General features: G+C 44.4%; 14 protein-coding genes. 6 read left to right on the forward strand and 8 right to left on the reverse strand.

What is annotated here, in order from left to right; translation table 11 throughout:
* Window positions 1–5 precede the first annotated feature (5 nt).
* The 5 genes from HMO_RS0107720 to HMO_RS0107735 form a co-directional block, all read right to left on the reverse strand.
* A complete protein-coding gene (locus HMO_RS0107720; protein ID WP_010300973.1) occupies window positions 6–2,300 on the reverse strand; it encodes an Rne/Rng family ribonuclease in 2,295 nt (764 codons plus the stop codon).
* The gene (locus HMO_RS16785) at window positions 2,225–2,584 is read right to left on the reverse strand and encodes a hypothetical protein (protein WP_139016855.1); all 360 of its coding nucleotides are present in this window, start codon (window positions 2,582–2,584) and stop codon (window positions 2,225–2,227) included. The genes HMO_RS0107720 and HMO_RS16785 overlap by 76 nt, the downstream gene beginning before the upstream one ends.
* Window positions 2,585–2,671: 87 nt before the next feature.
* Complete coding sequence (gene gmhB, locus HMO_RS0107725) at window positions 2,672–3,199, reverse strand: D-glycero-beta-D-manno-heptose 1,7-bisphosphate 7-phosphatase (RefSeq protein WP_010300979.1); 528 nt, start codon at window positions 3,197–3,199, stop codon at window positions 2,672–2,674.
* Window positions 3,200–4,660, reverse strand: a complete 1,461-nt coding sequence (gene rfaE1 / locus HMO_RS0107730; protein ID WP_010300981.1) for a D-glycero-beta-D-manno-heptose-7-phosphate kinase — start codon at window positions 4,658–4,660, stop codon at window positions 3,200–3,202.
* A gap of 16 nt (window positions 4,661–4,676) precedes the next feature.
* A complete protein-coding gene (locus tag HMO_RS0107735) occupies window positions 4,677–5,273 on the reverse strand; it encodes a D-sedoheptulose-7-phosphate isomerase (protein ID WP_029448664.1) in 597 nt (198 codons plus the stop codon).
* Window positions 5,274–5,590: 317 nt separating this feature from the next.
* Here HMO_RS0107735 and HMO_RS15615 point away from each other — a divergent pair, with 317 nt between their 5' ends.
* The 6 genes from HMO_RS15615 to HMO_RS0107765 all read left to right on the forward strand — a co-directional run bounded on the left by HMO_RS15615 (window position 5,591) and on the right by HMO_RS0107765 (window position 14,980).
* A complete protein-coding gene (locus tag HMO_RS15615; RefSeq protein ID WP_010300987.1) occupies window positions 5,591–5,902 on the forward strand; it encodes an SEL1-like repeat protein in 312 nt (103 codons plus the stop codon).
* Window positions 5,903–7,366 carry a tetratricopeptide repeat protein gene (locus tag HMO_RS15620; RefSeq protein WP_280956257.1) on the forward strand — a complete coding sequence of 488 codons (1,464 nt, stop codon included), beginning with the start codon at window positions 5,903–5,905 and terminating at the stop codon, window positions 7,364–7,366. It begins immediately after the preceding gene.
* 248 nt (window positions 7,367–7,614) lie between these two features.
* A complete protein-coding gene (locus tag HMO_RS14305; RefSeq protein ID WP_010300994.1) occupies window positions 7,615–8,580 on the forward strand; it encodes a glycosyltransferase family 9 protein in 966 nt (321 codons plus the stop codon).
* A complete protein-coding gene (locus HMO_RS0107750) occupies window positions 8,561–9,508 on the forward strand; it encodes a glycosyltransferase family 9 protein (RefSeq protein ID WP_010300998.1) in 948 nt (315 codons plus the stop codon). The genes HMO_RS14305 and HMO_RS0107750 overlap by 20 nt, the downstream gene beginning before the upstream one ends.
* 278 nt (window positions 9,509–9,786) lie before the next feature.
* The gene (locus tag HMO_RS0107755; RefSeq protein WP_010301000.1) at window positions 9,787–11,193 is read left to right on the forward strand and encodes a hypothetical protein; all 1,407 of its coding nucleotides are present in this window, start codon (window positions 9,787–9,789) and stop codon (window positions 11,191–11,193) included.
* A gap of 325 nt (window positions 11,194–11,518) precedes the next feature.
* Window positions 11,519–14,980 (forward strand): acyl-[ACP]--phospholipid O-acyltransferase, encoded by a 3,462-nt coding sequence (locus HMO_RS0107765; RefSeq protein ID WP_010301006.1) that lies wholly within the window; start codon window positions 11,519–11,521, stop codon window positions 14,978–14,980.
* Between the two features lie 179 nt (window positions 14,981–15,159).
* On the opposite strand, the gene HMO_RS0107770 is transcribed toward HMO_RS0107765, so the two are convergent.
* The 3 genes from HMO_RS0107770 to HMO_RS0107780 all read right to left on the reverse strand — a co-directional run bounded on the left by HMO_RS0107770 (window position 15,160) and on the right by HMO_RS0107780 (window position 18,585).
* Complete coding sequence (locus HMO_RS0107770) at window positions 15,160–15,474, reverse strand: outer membrane protein (RefSeq protein WP_010301008.1); 315 nt, start codon at window positions 15,472–15,474, stop codon at window positions 15,160–15,162.
* A gap of 38 nt (window positions 15,475–15,512) precedes the next feature.
* Complete coding sequence (locus HMO_RS0107775; RefSeq protein ID WP_139016856.1) at window positions 15,513–15,818, reverse strand: hypothetical protein; 306 nt, start codon at window positions 15,816–15,818, stop codon at window positions 15,513–15,515.
* A gap of 361 nt (window positions 15,819–16,179) precedes the next feature.
* Window positions 16,180–18,585, reverse strand: coding sequence for a hypothetical protein (locus HMO_RS0107780; protein ID WP_010301011.1), 2,406 nt, complete (start codon window positions 18,583–18,585; stop codon window positions 16,180–16,182).
* Window positions 18,586–18,612: the final 27 nt, after the last annotated feature.

Below are 18,612 nucleotides of genomic sequence, written 5' to 3' on the forward strand. Positions count from 1 at the left end.
ACGGTTTATGCCTCAAGTAAACGTCGCCAGAATCCACGACGCCTTTTCTTCCCTTCTGGAGCAGGAGTATCCTTGCCACTTTCTTCAGAAGAAGGCGCAGCAACTGATTCCGTTGTTACCATTTTGACCTGGGCGGGGATAGCTGAAGACTCGGTGGTCTCAGTTGCTGGCTTAGCTTCATCACTGCGTTGACGCCGACGACGGTTGCGTCCATTCTTCTCAGAGGCTTTGCTGCGGGTTTCGCCGTTTTCCTTTTCCTCTCCAGCTGCGGCTGAAGATTCTGAAGGTGCTGGCGAAGCCGAAGGTGCAGTAAGGGCGGTTTGGTTGGTCTCCGCTGCTTTATCTGACCTCCGGCCCCGGCGACGGCGACGATTGCGGCTCTTAGAGGATTTAGGCTCTGTTAGCTCTTCCTCGCTGGCAACGGCAAGGGGTGGCTCAGGTGTATCCTGACTCTTAATCGCAGCTGCTTCCTGGTTTTCTTTACGCTCATTATGGTTGCCACGTCGCCGTTGGAATGGATTACGACGACCCCGGTTTCTGTCATGACTTTGGTTGGTTGAGGCGTCAGATCTCTTTTCCTCAGTGGCCTCTTTTTCTGTCGGCTCTTCAACGGTTGCAAGAGGAGCTTCTTCAATGGGCGCTTTTTCAAGTTTTGCTTTAACTTGAATTGTCTCTATTTTAAAGTCAGGCACCATCAAATGAGGGTCGCGCTGAATCATTACTGACATGTTATAACGCTGCTCAATTAAGAGGATATTGCTTCGTTTCTGATTAAGAAGATAGAGATCAATGTCAGAGGGGACAGTCACCATCACGGAGGCGCTTTTACCGGCGACACCGGCGGCTTCAATTGCTCTTAAAACGAATAGTGCCATCGACTCTGTCGAACGTACCATACCAGTCCCACGGCAATGGGGGCAGGCTTTCATATTGGCTTCAATAATACTGGGTCGTAAACGTTGCCGTGATAATTCCATCAATCCGAACTGGCTAATCCGCCCTAACTGAATGCGGGCCCGATCATTCTTGACCGCATCCCGCAGGCGTTTTTCAACCTGTTGGATGTGTTTTTGGTCAGCCATATCAATAAAGTCGATAACCACAAGGCCACCCAAATCACGCAGTTTCATTTGGCGGGCGACTTCATCTGCCGCTTCAAGGTTAGTCTTTAATGCTGTTTCATCAATGTGTCGTTCCCGGGTCGCTTTGCCAGAGTTAACGTCGATCGCAACCAAGGCTTCCGTTGGATTAATGACAATTGAACCTCCGGACGGCAACGACGCAACTGGGGCCATGATGGCATCAATCTGAGTATCCACACCATGCTTTTGGAAAAGAGAGGTTTCATCTTTATGCTGTTTAACTTTTTTGACATGGCTTGGCGTTAAGGCCTTCATCATCGTTCGGGCTGCCTTGTAGCCTTCTTCGCCGTCCACCCAAATCTCATCAATATCTTTACCGTAATTGTCGCGGATGGACCGTTTAATAATGTCGCCTTCCGCATAAATTAACTCTGGGGCAATGGATGCTAAGGTTTTTTCGCGTATATCGCCCCACAGACGAATAAGATACTCAAAGTCGCGGCGGATTTCCAATTTGTTGCGATCTTGGCCGGCGGTACGAACGATTAAGCTCATCCCATCTGGAATGGGTAAGTCATTTAAGATATCGCGTAGACGCTTGCGCGTAGACGTATCAGTAATCTTGCGCGAAATTCCGCCACTGCGGTGGCCGGCATTTGGCATTAACACACAATAGCGACCCGGAAGGGATAAGTAAGTGGTTAATGCAGCTCCTTTATTGCCGCGCTCTTCTTTGACCACTTGGATTAGCATAATCTGGCGGCGTTTGATAACTTCCTGAATTTTATAATTATAAGTTCTTGGACGACGGGTAACGATTTCTTCCTCGTCCTCACTTGCTTCTTCGAGCACCAGCTCGGTGGTCGGCGCTTCATTGGTAACTTCGGGCAGAGCGTCAGATAAGGTTTCTGACAAAGCTTGGTCAGATTCTGCGGTTTTCTCTATGTGTTCAGCCGCAGGGCGATCACCTACGGGAATGCGATAATAATCAGGATGGATTTCGGCAAAGGGTAAAAAACCATGACGATTTTGTCCGTATTCGACAAAGGCAGCCTGTAAGGATGGCTCAATACGGATAACTTTTGCTAGATATATATTTCCTTTAAATTGTTGCTTGGTTGATGTTTCTGCCTCGTAATCTTCTAAGCGGTTCCCATCAATAACGGCAACGCGCGACTCTTCTGGGTGAGTCGCGTCAATAAGCATTTTGCGAGCCATGTGGCATTATTCTCCATAACATGCCGCCCTGCCAACCAGTTCCACTGTATTACTTGATAGTATCGTTGTGGTAAATCAGAAAACTGTATAAATACGGATTGCCATGCGGCGAATTGATCTAATTTAAAAGCAAAGGCAAAACCTATGATAATAGGGGTATCGCCTAGTAAATTAAACAGAGCCATCAACAAGACAGTGATATATTGTATGTCCATTCCTGTCATCGTGTCGATCTTCAGCTCCATCAAAAACTCTCTTCTCTTTAAATGTAGCGCTTTTGTCACATATTAGCCAAGCAAAAAATGGAAGAAAGACTATTTGCCCTCTTAGCCGAAGGCTTTATGATCTCCTCTTACCCTTAAATGGTACCTTTACAAAAGCTTTATCAGGTGTAAATGAGAGGAGATAACATGCGTGGCCGCTTCACAGGGATGATCTGCCATCAAAACTCTGGCGCCCACCCCGGCGGCTTGGGCGGCAATTAAGTCTCGTGCTTTATCCCCCACCATAATTGATTGATTCAGATCAATCTGATGCTCTTGTGCTGCCTTTAGAAATAGGCCTGGCTTAGGTTTGCGACAAGAGCAGATAATTGAAAACTCGGGGAGCTTGCCATCTGGATGGTGAGGGCAAAAATAAACCTGGGTGATTGCAATCGAGTGCTCTTTAAATTGGTCGTGCATCCAAGCCGTCAATTTGTGGAAATCGTCCAGGGAGAATAAGCCACGGGCAATACCCGATTGATTGGTGATCACAATAATTAAGTAGTTCTTTGCCAGGGCCTGGCGGCAGACTTCAAAAATTCCGTCAATAAAGTGAAACCGCTCGCGCGTGGCAATATAACCATAATCATGATTAATAATGCCATCTCGATCTAAAAATAAGGCTCTGTTCCGCATTTAGGTACTAAGTTTTTTAACAATGTTGGTGGTACTATGATTGGGGACAAGGTCAATTAACGCGACTGTACCACCGCGGGCCTGCACAATATCGGCGCCGACAACTTGGTCAATTGTATAGTCGCTGCCCTTGATCAAAACATCAGGCTGTAAAGCGGTAATTAAATTGATGGGAGTTGGCTCGTCAAAGATTATTGTTAAGTCGACGTCCCCTAAGGCTGACAAAATCGCGGCCCGGGCTTGCTCATTTTGAATGGGACGTTGTTCACCTTTCAACCCTTTGACTGAGACATCACTGTTTAACCCTACAATTAGGAAATCACATAGTTGCTTTGCTTTCTTAAGCAGGGTGACGTGGCCGGGATGAACCAGATCAAAACAACCGTTGGTAAAGCCGATCCTTTTGCCAGCAGCTTTCCAGCGTTGGATTTGCAGCTGTGCTGTTGCTAAATCAGTCAACTTTTCAGGCAAATGCGAGCGGTATTTACGACATAAATGATTTAATAATTCATCTCGGTACACCAGAGCGGTGCCCGATTTACCCACGACAATACCGGCGGCAATGTTGGCAATTTCACAGGCAATCGTTAAATCAATCTCACAGGCCAAAGCTAAGGCCAGGGTGGCAACAGAGGTATCACCGGCTCCCGAGACGTCATAGACTTGTTTGGCCTCAGTACTGATGTGACTTGCCCTATCAGCAGTAATAAGGCTCATGCCTTGTTCGCTGCGGGTTACCAAAACAGCCCCAATGTCAAACTTATCAATTAAATACTGAGCCGCTGTCGCAATCTCGTGGTCAGTGGTGACGGGTAAGCCCGTGGCTGTGCTCAACTCCGAACGGTTAGGCGTTAAAAGAGAAGCGCCTTGATATTTACTGTAATCAGTACCTTTTGGATCAACGATAATGGTTTTATTTCTTGAGCGCGCCTTGTGAATAAGATGCTGAGTCAAGTCAGGGCTAAAAAAACCTTTACGATAATCGGATAACAGGACACTATCACACTTCTCAATAAGGGTATTAAAGTGTGCGATAATTTGAGCCTGGAGCTCTTGCGAGATCTCAGTGCCCACTTCTTTATCAACGCGCAGTAAATGCTGGCTGTTGGTCACAAAGCGGATCTTAGTTGTGGTTGGCCGGGCCGCATCGATCACTAAGTAAGGGGTAATGCGGGGATGATTCTGTAAGACATGTTGAAAGGTGTCGCCTTCTTCATCGCTGCCAATGACACTGATGAAATCAACCGAGCAATCGTAAGCACCAATGTTGGCCGCTACGTTCGCCGCCCCACCCAGCATCCTAGTTTCATAGGACTCTTGGAAAACCGGGACCGGGGCTTCTGGGGAGATGCGACTCACTTGTCCATAGACGAATTTATCGAGCATACAATCTCCCAAACATAAGATGCGCTTTTCATTTGAATGCTCGAGTTTTTCAATAGCTTGGGAGTTTAGATGCATGGCTGGACCTACCAGATTAAAGGGGTTGAGGCGCGTAGGAGCTAAATAATTGTTGCTCAATTAAAGCACAGATAACATGGCCGATGGTAATATGGCCTTCTTGAATCTTCGGGGTTTCGTGGGAGGGAATGTTAAGCTGATAATCACAGATTGCCCCAATATCGCGTCCTTCTTGACCCAAAAAGCCAACCGTTAGCGCTTGCTTTTCTTTTGCTGCCTTTAAGGCGGCGAGAACATTTTTACTGCGGCCAGAGGTGGAGATGCCCACGACAATATCGCCGGTATTGGCCAAGGCTTCGACCTGGCGCGCAAAGACATAATCATAACTGTAGTCATTGGCAATCGCCGTCAATGCTGAGGTGTCAACTGTCAAAGCGATGGCATTTAAGGCCGGGCGATCAAAGGAAAAACGGCTTACAAACTCAGCGGCCAAATGCTGTGCATCAGCGGCACTGCCGCCATTACCACAGAACAGGATCTTTTTACCATTTTTAAGGGCCTGTAACATCGCTTCAACAATGGCCGTGACTTGCTCAGTCGTTTGCGAGGATTCTAAAAGAGCCTTAAATAAATTAACACTCTTCTGAAGTTCTTGTGTAAGTGTTGTTTTAATCATCTTATCCTAGTTATATGAGTTTCTTGTAAATGTTGTGCCTATCATAATCCCTTGCTCATCTTTTGGCTACAATAATAGTCATAGTTTGCTTAAAGTCTTGAGGTGCTTTAATAAATGTCTTCTCAAAAGCAAGCAAATACCTGGCAGGCGTTTATACCGATATATAAATAGTGTTCATCTTTAATGCAGCACCCTTATAGTAGCTGTCATTAAATTGAGTACATAATTGAATTCAAAACAACATATAGTTGAAAAAAATTTCAATGCTTATATAACAAGTAGTTGTGAATTAATATTGATATGGAAAATAATAAATGAAAAGAATATTTTATAGCTTGTATAGCTCAGCCTCAGTTTTTGCTATGTCTCTAACATTTGCCGCCGCCATGGATGCGCCTATACAGGCAAGCTCAGGAAAACGCCCCTATGAAGCCACACAGGCGCAGGTACCGGGCCAAGTTGAAACAGATACCCCTGAAGTCAAAAGACAACGCCTTAATAGCTTATCTGTGGAAGAGCTTCACACTGAAGCTGAGGCCGGTAACCCAGAAGCGCAGCTAGAGTTAGCGCTGATTTATAAGCAGGGTAAAGGAGTACTTAAGGATCCCGCGGTAGCAGTGGAATAGCTGCAAAAGGCGGCGGAGCAAGGTCATGTCCTTGCTCAATATGCCTTAGGCCAGGCGTATATGAAAGGTAAGGGCATAGCTCAGGATCGAGGAATGGCAGTAAAATGGTTGCAAGCCGCCGCTGAGCAAGGGCATGCTCCTGCTCAACATCGTTTAGGACACGCTTATCTTAATGGTAATAACGTAAAGGAAGATCGTGGAACAGGAATAAAATGGCTTCAAAAGGCCGTTGAGCAAGACTATCCAAAAGCTCAACTTTTATTAGCTGAAGCTTATTGGAATGGCTTTGGCATAGAGTATGATCCTGAAATGGCGGTTAAGTTGTATAAAAAGGCTGCTAAGCAGGATTGTGGCCAGTCTTCATTTGCAATAGGTTATGCTTATCAGAAAGGTGTAGGCGTTCCTAAAAGTCTTGAAAGGGCAATAAAGTGGTATAAAAGGAGCGCTGATCAGGGATATAATTTTTCCCTGCGTATGTTAGGGGAAATTTATGAAAAAGGTAAGGGTGTATCTAAAGATGTAACGACGGCCCTTGAATGGTATGTTAGAGGGGGTATTCAAAATGAAACTGATTCTCAACAATTCTTAACAACAATTACTGGTAAATTGCAAGATGTCGCCTTTAGGGCGACTGATGCAACTCATGAGCGTCTTGAAAACCTAGAGCAGCTGCTGCAGCCTTTCATAGCTGAAAATTATTTGCAAGCAGGCTTGCATAGGCCTGGATGTGGACTAGGGCATGTCAATAACCCAGCAGTAGCAAGTTTCTATAAAAAGATCGCTGATTTTGGCAGAGAAATCTCAAGAATTATCGAAGGGTTCAATAGTCCAGGATTTATGGTTAAATTTGCTACTCCACAGGCTATTGCTGATTTTTCTTCTGTCAATGAAGAGCGACACATCCAACGATATAGTCGTCTTGATAACTTAGTTTGTGTTGGGGATAAGGTTGTCAAGATCGGTAACCTTCTATCTCAAATACTGTTCGAGGAGCATGAACTTCTGCCGCTGAGCTTTGCTCAGATAACAACTCTAATTAGTCACCAGATTGATAAGGTTTCTCACAGTATTGAGCAATTGGAAATTGAAAGCGTGACACTAGATGCCTTAATACAATCTTGTGCTCCGGTTTTGAACGATGAGGAATATGTCAAAAAGCATCAGCAAAATCTTAGACAATTGGCACAGCGATACGCAAGGGAGGAAGAAACGGTTGCTAATTTAGTAACAGAGTCACAGTTTCAAAAACAAGCCGAAGAATTTCGCAATCGTCTGTTTGCAGAGTACCTTAACAAAATGATCATTTGTGAGAATGCCCTTGAGCATCAACAGAATAGCCATAAAAAGCTTAAGGATCAGCTGAGCACGGTTAACACTATTCGATCTGAGCTATTAGAACTTCTCAATCTAGGGGTGAATGAGCGCAATAATCGCTTAAAAGCTCTGTATCCGTGGTTAGGTTAATCCATCTTAACTTTATCTTTCTCCAGCGCCTTTTAAGGTGCTGGCTTAATTTAAGAGCGTTTTAATCAGGTGGCCAAGCATCGTCCGCCTACGGCAGGAAAGTTGAAAATATCTAAATTATCGTTTAGTCTCCTAAAAAGGTAACAAAATTGTATGCTAAAGAGATAGGCTATCTCTCCGCTTAGACTATCTCTTTCGCGTTTCCATTATGGTTCGCTGCAGCTTAGTTTTTTCTCAGGAGTCAACTGATGCAACTTCTCTTTATTGCCCCTAATCGGATTGGGGATGCCGTTTTATCAACGTGTGCTTTAAACTATATCATTGAGAAGCATCCCGGTATCCATGTCACAGTGGCGGCCTCCTCCCTCGTTAGTTCCTTATTTCAAGCGGTGCCATCGCTCGAGCGGATTATTACGTTCGATAAAAGAAGTTGGAAACGGCATTGGGTGAACTTATGGAGCCAAACTGTAACCACCTTATGGGATATTGTGATCGATGCTCGATCCTCTTCCATCAGTTACCTTATTGGCTGCAAAGAACGTTATGTTTGGTCTAAAGGTAACACCATTGGCCATCAGGTCGAACGCTTTGCCCAGTCTTTTAAGATGCCGACGACAATCCCGCCCAAAATCTGGCTGTCTGCGGCATCAGAACAGCTGGCGGCCAAGGTTATGGGTGAGCGCGATGATACCATTGCCATCGCCCCTATTGCTAACTGGTATGGTAAGCAATGGCCATTAGAGAATTTTCAAGTTTTAATTGAACGGTTTTTCACCCATACCTCCGCCCGCTGCGTCCTTCTCTGTGGACCTTCCGAAGCGCAGAGTCTGCAGCCGTTAGTAGCGGCATTACCCCCGGAGCGGACAATTGTGATCAGCACTTATACCGATCTTCTGGAGGTGGCCGCCTGTTTGCAGCGCTGCCGGGTATTTGTCGGCAATGATTCGGGCTTGATGCATCTGTCAGCTGCCCTAGGTGTGCCTACGATTGGCTTATTTGGGCCCACAAATGAGGAGCGTTACGGGCCTTGGGGTGACCATAACCGGGTAGTGCGGACGCCAGAGTCAATGACGCAGATCCATCAGTTAGCGGATTTTGACTTCAAGAGTACCGATAAAAGCTATATGAAATCTTTGGCTGTTGATTTAGTGTATAAAGAACTTATGGAAGCGTATTTACAGAAATCGTCCGACCATGCATCCTTGGCCAGTTAAAAAGATCCTCGTTATTCGCTTAAGTGCCCTGGGCGATGTGATTCAAACGTTCCCGGCGTTCAAAGCGATTCGCCACCATCATCCTGAGGCTCACATTACGGTGTTAACCACGGCTCCCTTCAGGGAGCTGTTGACACAGTCCCGCCTTTTTGACGATGTCTGGGTGCATCAGCGTTTAAAATTTCACCAGCTTAATAGCTTGCTTGCCTTTAGACGGCAGCTGCTCGACGCACAGTTTGAGCGCGTGTATGATTTACAATTAAGCCAACGCACAAGCTTTTATTATTATCTGATGGGCGGACCTTTGAGCGGCGTACAGTGGGTCGGGCGGGCCCCGGGAGCAGCGGTTCGCTTTCTGGAACCGAAAGGATTTGAAATTAATACGCTGGATCGCCAACAAGCCTTGTTAGCTGTGTTTGGTATGCGGTTGCAAAAACCTGATCTCCGCTATCTTGCGACCCCTCTCACAACACCCATACCGACGCCCTATGTGGTGCTGGTGCCAGGAGCATCAAACACTTTTAATGGGGCAAAAAAATGGCCTCAGCACCATTATGCTGCCCTAGGCCAAGCATTGAGTGCGCGCGGGCTAACACCGGTGATTGTAGGTGGGCCGGGAGAGGATAACAGTTTAATCCAGCAATCTTGCCCGCAAGCGCTTGATCTGACCGGTCAGACCAGCCTCACCGATATTATTACTTTGGCCAAAGGCGCTTGCCTGGTCGTGGGAAATGACACCGGGCCCATGCATTTAGCCGCCGCCAGTGTCGCTAAGGTTTTAATCTTGTTTTCCGGAAAAACCAATGCTGCTAAAGCGGTAGCACCCGACAGTAAAATTCACTGGTTGCAATCAGAAGATATTGCTGATCTTTCGCCTGCCGCCGTTATCGCTCAGATCGATACCATTCTTAAGCAAGAGAGTTGCTAGAGTCCGCCCCAAATACAATGCTTAGAAACAGGGCCATTTACTGCTTTCTTCCGGGCCCCCTCCTAAGATGACCCTAAAATCTTCATCCTTATGGTGTAAAGAAATTTAGGAGGAATTTTTACTCATTTCTTTCAGGAATGAGTAAGCCTAGATTTCCCCTTGCAAAAACGCTTACCTCTTCCTATATAGGAGGAAGAAAATGATTAAATCAATTAGCTAAAAATTTAAAAACCAAACTAAAAGTTGATATTAAAATGCAATGTATAAAGACAAGAATAATGAAAATTCTTTTTAGCGGAAGTTTGATGCTAACCACAAGCTTAAGCATGGATGCGCCCCACTTAAGCGCGGATACGCCTGGGCCAGGTGCCGCTTTGGTAAAGCAGGAGCCTATAGACACCTCAGCTTATGCTCAATTTTTTGATCCACGTTTAATAGCACTTCCTCAATTTCAAGAACAGTGCATTAACAAAATTGATAGATTGAGTCCTTATCTTAAGCCTGCTTCTATGAAAAAATATATCGAGTGTATGGGCCAACAATTTAATTCAGCTTTCTTGAGTATGCTTGCCGGAGAATATGATTCCAAGGATGCGCTTATACAAAAATATGCAAGATTCTATTTTGTGGGATTAGTAAATTATGCACGTGCTGAGATGTTACCAAACTCAACTAAACAAGTTTTTCCTTCTAACTTACCCTGTCCACTTGAAATAACGGATACACATGGCTTTAAAGCTTTCCTTCTATATACGAACCCAAATTGGATTGATTTCTTTTATGAGGTGCTCTTAGGACAGATGTCTAAGCAGACTCTTATAGGTTTCTTGAAGAAGCAGCTTTATATAAAACGTACGAATTCATTTGAAAAGATTTTTAAAAAATACGTGATGTTTGAAACAGGCTTAACTATTAAGAGAAAAAGGGGAGAAGAGGCCCCTATTAATGAGCTGCATCGTAATCAAAGGCCTCGACTAGACTTAGAACGGCTGGCACAACCGTCGACGACTCATGATGTGGACTCTGCTCGTACCACCACTGCACAGCCTGTTTCTCAGCCTCCTCTTCCAGCCCAGCACGCCCCCATGGCGCCTAGGTTGCCTGCTTCCCAGCTAGCTAGCAATCAATTAAGAGAGTATAAGTTCACCCAAAGCAGTGCCCTAACAGGAGTGATTATGTTTGCTAACAGGGCAATGAGTTCTGTTTTCTACGGTGATCCGCTTAAAGCAACAGCGTTTACTTACGAGCAGTTAGAATATGTGCACAACATTAACAGACAATTGTTTGAATTATGGCAGCAGGAGAAGCTTGGTTGGGATAACTATCAAACGGCACATTTTGCCCTTAAGAATATAAGAGATAGCCTAGTAAACCATATCACCATTGGCACCACTTGCTTACTTAAGTCCCTACGTGGGATAGAGATGACTGCTAGCACTGAAGTCGAAATGATTTTTATGGCGTACCAGAAAAAGGAGATTCCTGCCGAAGAATATGCTCAGAAAATTTATAATGCTTTGATGCAAGCTTATGATCTTGCCAAAAGAGAAGATCTGCTCCTTGATTTCTTTACCCATGCCTTTGGCAACAGTCAAGCGGAGACAGCAACAACCATCATCTTACCGCATGAACCATTAATGGCGTGGTATCAAAGCAAGGTACAAGCCTCAAGTCGAAATGCGTGAAATTCTCTTTTAAGTTCATAATATAATAGGAAGATGTCAGCGCAGCCTCGCATCTCCTTTTTCGACCATCCTTATTACATCGCTTCCCTGTAAAATCAACTGAGAATAGACCTTGCAGGGAGCTTTATCCCCTTCAAAAGTAGCCAAAATTGTTTTATACGTGGGATGCCGAGTGCTTCTTCCTAGGACGCGGTTAGTCTCACAATATAGCCATTCAGTCTGACAGGATAGCACGAGGGCGACTGTTCTAACCATGACGATGATTTTCTTTTTTACAATTATAGTGTAACCTTTAGTAACATTTTAGGTAATTATGAGAAAAAGAATGAATAACAGTTTTTTCAGCTTGATTCGAGATAAGGGCTTTGGACCGTTATTTTGGGTGCAGCTTCTAGGCGCGTTTCATGATAATTTATTCCGACAAGCCTTAATTATAATGGTCACTTATGGAGTAGGTATTAAGTCTGGCTATAGTCAAGGCTGGCTTATTCCCCTGGTGAGTGCGATTGCCATAAGTCCGTTTTTCCTGTTTTCAAGTCTAGCGGGGCAGCTGGCTGACAAATATGACAAATCTTATTTAACTCAGATCCTAAAAGCTTGCGAGATAGGTGTCGTCCTTATTGCAATTTATGGTTTAGTGGCCCAGTCGTTTCCTATCCTGTTATTAACACTATTTTTGACGTTAAGCCAATCGGCCTTTTTTGGTCCAATCAAGTACAGTTTGATACCGACCCTATTAAAAAAAGATAAAATCGTTAATGCCAATGCCCTGGTAGAAGGCAGCACCTTTTTAGCGATCTTAGCTGGCACGTCCTTGGGTAACTTTTTGGGATACATTGAGACCAGCGGTTTCACCTTGCTGGCGATTGTGATGCTAATGTCGGTGTGTGCTTCCTTCTATATCTCCTTAAAGCTGCCCGCCACTGAGCCTGCGGATCCGAAAGTCGTCATTAATAAGAATATCGCTGAAGAAACTGTCAATCTGGTTAAGCAAGCCTCTGAGGATCGCTCTATCTTTTTAAGTATTATGGGAATTTCATGGTTTTGGGTTATTGGCGTAACCATGTTAACGCAGATCGCGTTTTATGGGAAGGTGGTGCTGGGCGCTAATCCCAGTGTGGCTAACTTCTTTTTGTTTCTCTTTGCTGCTGGAATCGGGCTGGGATCCTATTTAAGCAATCGCTTCATGGGCGGGCATATTGATGCGCGTTTGATTCCGTGGGGGGCTGTAGCCACCACGATTTTTATGCTTGATATGGTATATGTCAGTTTTGGCGTACCCTTTACACAGGATATTGGCGTGGCTGACCTTTTGCGTAAGAATTACAGCTGGCGTATTTGTTTTGATCTCCTTATGATTGCTGTGTCTGTGGGCATGAGCCTTGTTCCTCTTTATGCTTTGTTACAAACAGAAGCAGATTCTAAAAAGTGTTCGCGGATTATTGCTGCTAACAATATCGTCAATGCCTTTTTTATGATGATTTCGTCGCTGGCGACCCTGGTGTTGATGGCGATGGATATTACTATCATCAATATCTTTTTGATTGTGGCGCTGCTCAACTTATTTGCTATGCATAAGTTATCTTATCTGGTGCCTGAATCTTTAGTCCAACTGGCCTTACAAGCTGTTCTCAAAGTGCTTTTCCGGGTTGAAGTCAAAGGGATGGATAATTTTAGAAATGCCGGCGAGCGGGTGCTGATTATTGCTAACCATGTTTCCTTTATTGATGCGATTCTTCTTTTTGCTTTTCTGCCTGGCAAATTAAACTATGCAATTTGGACCCAATATATAACCCGCTGGTGGATTCGCATTATCCGCCCAGGCGTGAATATCCTACCGGTTGATCCGACCAATCCGATGGCAACCAAAAAGCTAGTAGAGCTGATTCGCCAAGGCAAAAAATGTGTTATCTTCCCAGAAGGACGTATTACTGTTACAGGGGCGTTGATGAAAGTTTTTGATGGTCCTGGAATGGTTGCTGATCGGGCGGGGGCCCAAATTCTTCCTGTCCGTATCGAAGGAGCGCAATATTCTTTCTTTTCGCGACTGCGGGGCAAAGTTAAACGTAAGCTGTTCCCCAAGATCTCTTTAACCATTCTCCCGCCGCGGCAGGTTGAGGTTAACCAGAATCTAAAAGGCAGAGAGCGGCGTCGGGTTATTAGTAATCAGATTTATGATATTATGGTCGGGATGATATTTGATACCTCTCCTTATCGCCAGACGGTAACCCAATCCATTATTGATGCCGCAAAAATTCATGGTATGAACCGGGAAATTGTTGAAGACATCCAACGACAGCCGTTAACTTATCGCCAGTTAATTATGCGTAGCTTCATTCTTGGTCGCTGGATCGAAAAAAGAACGACGCGTCATGAACGGGTCGGGGTTTTATTGCCGACCAGCACGGCATCGCTGTTATGTATTACCTCACAGTTCTTCTTTGGCCGTGTGCCAGCAATGCTGAATTTTTCCTTAGGTGCTAATATTTTAATCCATTCCTGCAAGCTAGCGCGTGTCCGCCTGGTGTTAACGTCGCGCAAATTTGTTGAGCTGGGACGGTTAGAGAATACCATTAAGCAATTAGAAGAACATGCGACGATTTTCTATCTAGAAGATTTAAAATCAGAGATCGGCATTCTTGATAAACTGCGCGGCTTCCTCTCGAGTTACCTGCCGGAAATCGCTGCACGTCGCATCCAGCAAACCATTGAAGCTGAGGATCCTGCGGTTGTCCTATTTACCTCAGGCTCTGAAGGCTTACCGAAAGCGGTAGCCTTAAGCCATGCTAATCTCAATGCTAACCGCTATCAGTTAACATCGATGATTGACCTGACTACCCAGGACGTTATTTTAAATGCTTTGCCAACCTTCCACTCATTTGGCTTAATTGGTGGCGTCATTGCCCCCTTAACAGCAGGCATTAAAGTCTTTGAGTACCCTTCGCCCCTGCATTATCGCATTATCCCCGTTATGGCCTATGATATTAATGCTACTATCTTTTTTGCGACGGATACGTTCTTGAGTCGCTATGCTGTTTCTGCCCATCCTTATGATTTCTACTCGATGCGGTTGGTGGTGGCGGGGGCCGAAAAGCTAAGGGAAGAAACGCGGCGTCTGTGGATTGAAAAGTTTGGTATCAAAGTGCAAGAAGGCTATGGGACCACAGAAGCTTCGCCTGCGGTTGCTATCAATACGCCAATGCTGAATAAAGTTGGAACTGTGGGGCGGTTTTTGACGGGCATGCGCTATCACCTACGCCCGGTAGAAGGAATTGAAAATGCGGGGCGCTTGATCATTAAGGGGCCGAATGTGATGCTGGGCTACCTCGATTCAGACACCGGGCAGATTATTCCGGCTGCTGCTAGCTTTTTTGACGGTGAAGAACCACAACTGGGTTGGTACGATACGGGTGATATTGTGGGGGTCGATGACCAAGGATTTGTGACAATTAAAGGTCGAGCAAAACGCTTTGCTAAGATTGCTGGCGAGATGATCTCGCTGGGCGCCGTCGAAGAGGCTCTGCAAAAGTTCTATCCTGACTACAGCCATGTAGTATTAGCCGCCCCTGATGACCGCAAGGGCGAACAATTAGTGCTGCTGACGACAGCTGCCCTTAAAAGGGATGAATTAATTGGGCAATTTAGGACGGGTGGCTATCCGGAATTGATGCTGCCACGTCGCTTGTTCACAGTTGAAGCCATTCCAGTATTGCCGACTGGTAAAACAGACTTTGTAACATCAAAGACAATGATGGAGCAGCTTATGCAGGATAATGCGGCAGCATAGAAAGAGGATTTCCTTAAAGAAATTAGCCTGCAAAGATATGGATAAAAGCCTTGAATTGTTTAAGAGAGCGTGCCGAGAAAAGCGGACGCTCTCATTTTATAGGCTGACAATATTATATAAGTAACGGTTGTATCAATAAAAAAGGGCCATTGAGGTGGTGCTTAACAGCAATGCTTTATCTAGAAGTGGTAGCTTACTTTTGCCAGAACAGCATGCACTGGCTGTTTCCATTTATCATTAAAGTTATCAGTCTGGATCTTAATAGTGAACGTATGTTTTGGTTGCCCGGTAAAGCGATATTCAACTCCTGTTGAGATATTGGTGAAGTTTTTAATCATAAAGCCTGCTCCAAATGCAGGAGCCAATTTAGTAAATGTTTGATTATAGTAAGGCATTTTTCCGCGTATAACGGATAATATATGCTTTTTATATATGTGTGCCCCTATACGACCATAAACAGCCGCGATATCAGCAAAGTTATAGCCTACTCTCATATCAGTCTCAGAGGACCATTTATACTTAAACTTAAAGCCTACTGTTGGATATTTAGAATCATGATCTCTGCCTTTGCCGGATAAAGCAGCAAGTCAACACCTACGCCCCAGTACCAACTATTTGCTGAAGAATAATGGTAACCAAACTGAATTCCATAACTACCAAAAGCTTTATAGGCTTTACTTTTATAATTTGAAACCGGCATATACTCTTTGGTGCTAATATTATTGTGTGAAGAAAGGATGCCTGCGCTTAGGCCTACAGAGTAACCTTTGAATACATTAGCCTGAACAACACAAACCATTGTTGCTGTAAGAATAAGTGGCGTCATAGTTTTTCTCATGACATCACCTGTCTGTCAAATAATGGATGTAATTTTATTCAGTATTCCCCAAATTTTTTAAAAAGGTTGATTTTAGTATAATTTAGCTAAAATAAATAAAAAGTATATATTTCTCTTGGGACCTGTGTAGGGCAAAAATTGTGGGCTTGCCGCTTATAAAGGTAGGTACCAAGGCAAGGTAAGAAAGATAATGATAGCAAATTTGAAGGGTCGTTAAAGCATTTAATGGTGAGACTAAGTAAGACTTCCAGGTAGCAGGTCTTTTACTCCTCACCGGTTAAGTTTTAAGAGCAGCATAGATTGAGAACTGCTACTCTGTAACGCTATCAATCAGGTATGCGAACAAGACGGCTGCTGCCTCTTAGGAAGGGGCGGTAAAGTGATAAGCTAGCTTTGCTCTTATTCTCTCTAGGACAGGGATGAGAGCAGCATTTAGGAAGTGTATGAAGGCGATCCGCTCAATTCTTTTCTGACGAGATGGGCTGAGCTGTTTAAATCTTTCGAACTCTGGGAGTTCTGCTCTGCACTGCACATAGGTGCGTCCGTCAAGCTGATCTATTTTTAGATTCAACATGGCTTCTCGAGTATAGTATTTGATTAGGGACATAAAGAACTGACCAAAATTATTTATTGTCTTTCGAAAAATCACCTCAGCCTCTTGCAGTAATATTTGTTGCCCCGTTCCTAATTTACTAAGCCTATCGTCACTCGTAATATAATCTCTATATTCTTGATAAGTCAGATTGTTGAGGCTTGTTATTCTTAGATGATATTCTAATAAAACACGTAACCGTTTTGATAAGGTCACGCTCCAATGGCAGAATATTTCGTCGGACATAGCTTCTTCGGTCAACGAATGGTAGGGCGGATATAAACATTCTGGACATACACTGCCACTTTCTACCCAGGAAAATGCTAAATCAGAAGGCGGTAAGGGAGAAGCGACAGGAGCGCTCGGCGAAGTTACTACTGCCTGAGGTTGCACTTGTGGCAAATTATCAGGCAAGCGATCGGTCGACTTCCTGGCGACAGGGACAGAGAGAGATTGTGCTCCGTTCGTGCTGCTCTCGGTGCGTGAACGTTGGCAGAGAGAGTAACTGTGAGAGGTGTCTGTAGCTCTTTTTCGCTTATGAGTGAGGCGGGTTGCATCTCCATTTTCGGCCGGTAGGATAGTGAATGGCTGTGAGTAAGATTCTTGTCGGCGGAAGGCGCCAACTGTGCTTGGTAAAGCATGAGATAGGCACTCCTTATTGCTGACCTGATTAATTGTCGTGGGGTCTACAGCGGCTTGTTCTTTAGGGAGGGACGTGCCAACTGTTGCCTTTTGGCCAGGAGAGGAAGCTATCTTAGTTTGTCTGTAGAATCGGCTAGATCGATTAGATACTTTTCCACACTTCACTGCAGCAATAAATGTCTCTTCAAGGTCATCAATCATACGGTAATAGGTTCTTGATCTTAAGAAGGGACCGGTGGCGCCGTGAGTCGTGAAGTTATCGACCATCAAGCTAAATAAATTTTCTAAAAGAGGATTTTCTGTCAAGAATAGCTTGAATCCTGGATTGTATTCAACTTTCACCTTGTCTCGTATTTGAACAGGAAAGGGACAACAAAACTTGCTGCCCATTAACTCTCTGCGAAGATAACTAATAATCCCAATAAAATAAAATCGTGCATAATTTTGTAACAGACACCGCTTGACGTCTGCCTCAGCAGCCGTCCTAAATAAAACCCTAAAGTAGGGCGTAAATTCTTGCTCCATGGCGATTATAACATCCTCAATTCGTGCATACTTAATAGCGGGGGCTAAAAAAGATAGATGATCTAAGCAATAAATCTTGAAAGGGGTGGTATGGGCTAGCTTGCTCTTAAAGAATTCAATATAAGATCGATTAGCTACCGGATTTGCTTCAACTTCTAAGGAGCTATTCTCACCTGCAAATGCTCGGCCAGTAAGTGGAGGCGTTCCAATCTGGCAGGGACATTGCTTGTCCATTGTCAAATCGCCCTTGCGGCCTAAAGAGTACCAGAATCTTCCTTCAATCTCATATAGGCCCTCTTTATAACTACTCAGTTCAAAGGTTTGAGCGTTAATACCGATGAGCGTCAATTCAGCACAAAGGCGAAAGTAAAGCCCTCCAATTTCCAGGGCTGTTGTACTCAAAAAAAACTTAAAAATATGAGCGTCTTCAATAGTTAAATTTGTTGTCAGATTGGCAGGGAATAAAGGCGGTGCTTCGGGAGCTATACGGTAATAGAGCAAATGGCTAAGGCCAATAAAGTAGAATTTAGCATAATCGGTGACATATAGGGATTTACAGGGTTGGACGTCTGCATGTTCAATCAGTGAAAGGAAGGGCGGATCAAAGTGGGTGCTAAATAAATTGATTGCTTCTGTTATCTCGATAAACCTTTCTAAATCTGCTACCGCATCAAGAATGTTAGCCTCTTGGAGGGGCTCTAGCAGCGCCAATTGATTAATACATAATTTCTGAAATTCTGGAAAGGTAATCAATGTTGAATTAAAGTTCTGCAAGAAAATAGACATATTTTCCATTTTTTCCCCTGGTGGTGCCACTGTCCCTATTTTCTCTTCACTTTCGAGCAATGGTGGTGCTGTTACTTTGCTCCTCTCGTCAGCACTGCACGCAGCAGCTCTCCGCTCTTGATCCTTCGAAAAGCCATCAGGGGCTTCCATGCTAGAACTCGCCATTATAGAGAGCAGATAATGACCAAGTAAAAAGGCACAGAAAGATAATTTTTTCAGCATTATTTGTCCTAACTAATTTGAAGTCTT

The sequence above is a fragment of the Candidatus Odyssella thessalonicensis L13 genome, assembly GCF_000190415.1.
GTDB classification, from domain to species: Bacteria; Pseudomonadota; Alphaproteobacteria; order Paracaedibacterales; family Paracaedibacteraceae; genus Paracaedibacter; species Paracaedibacter thessalonicensis.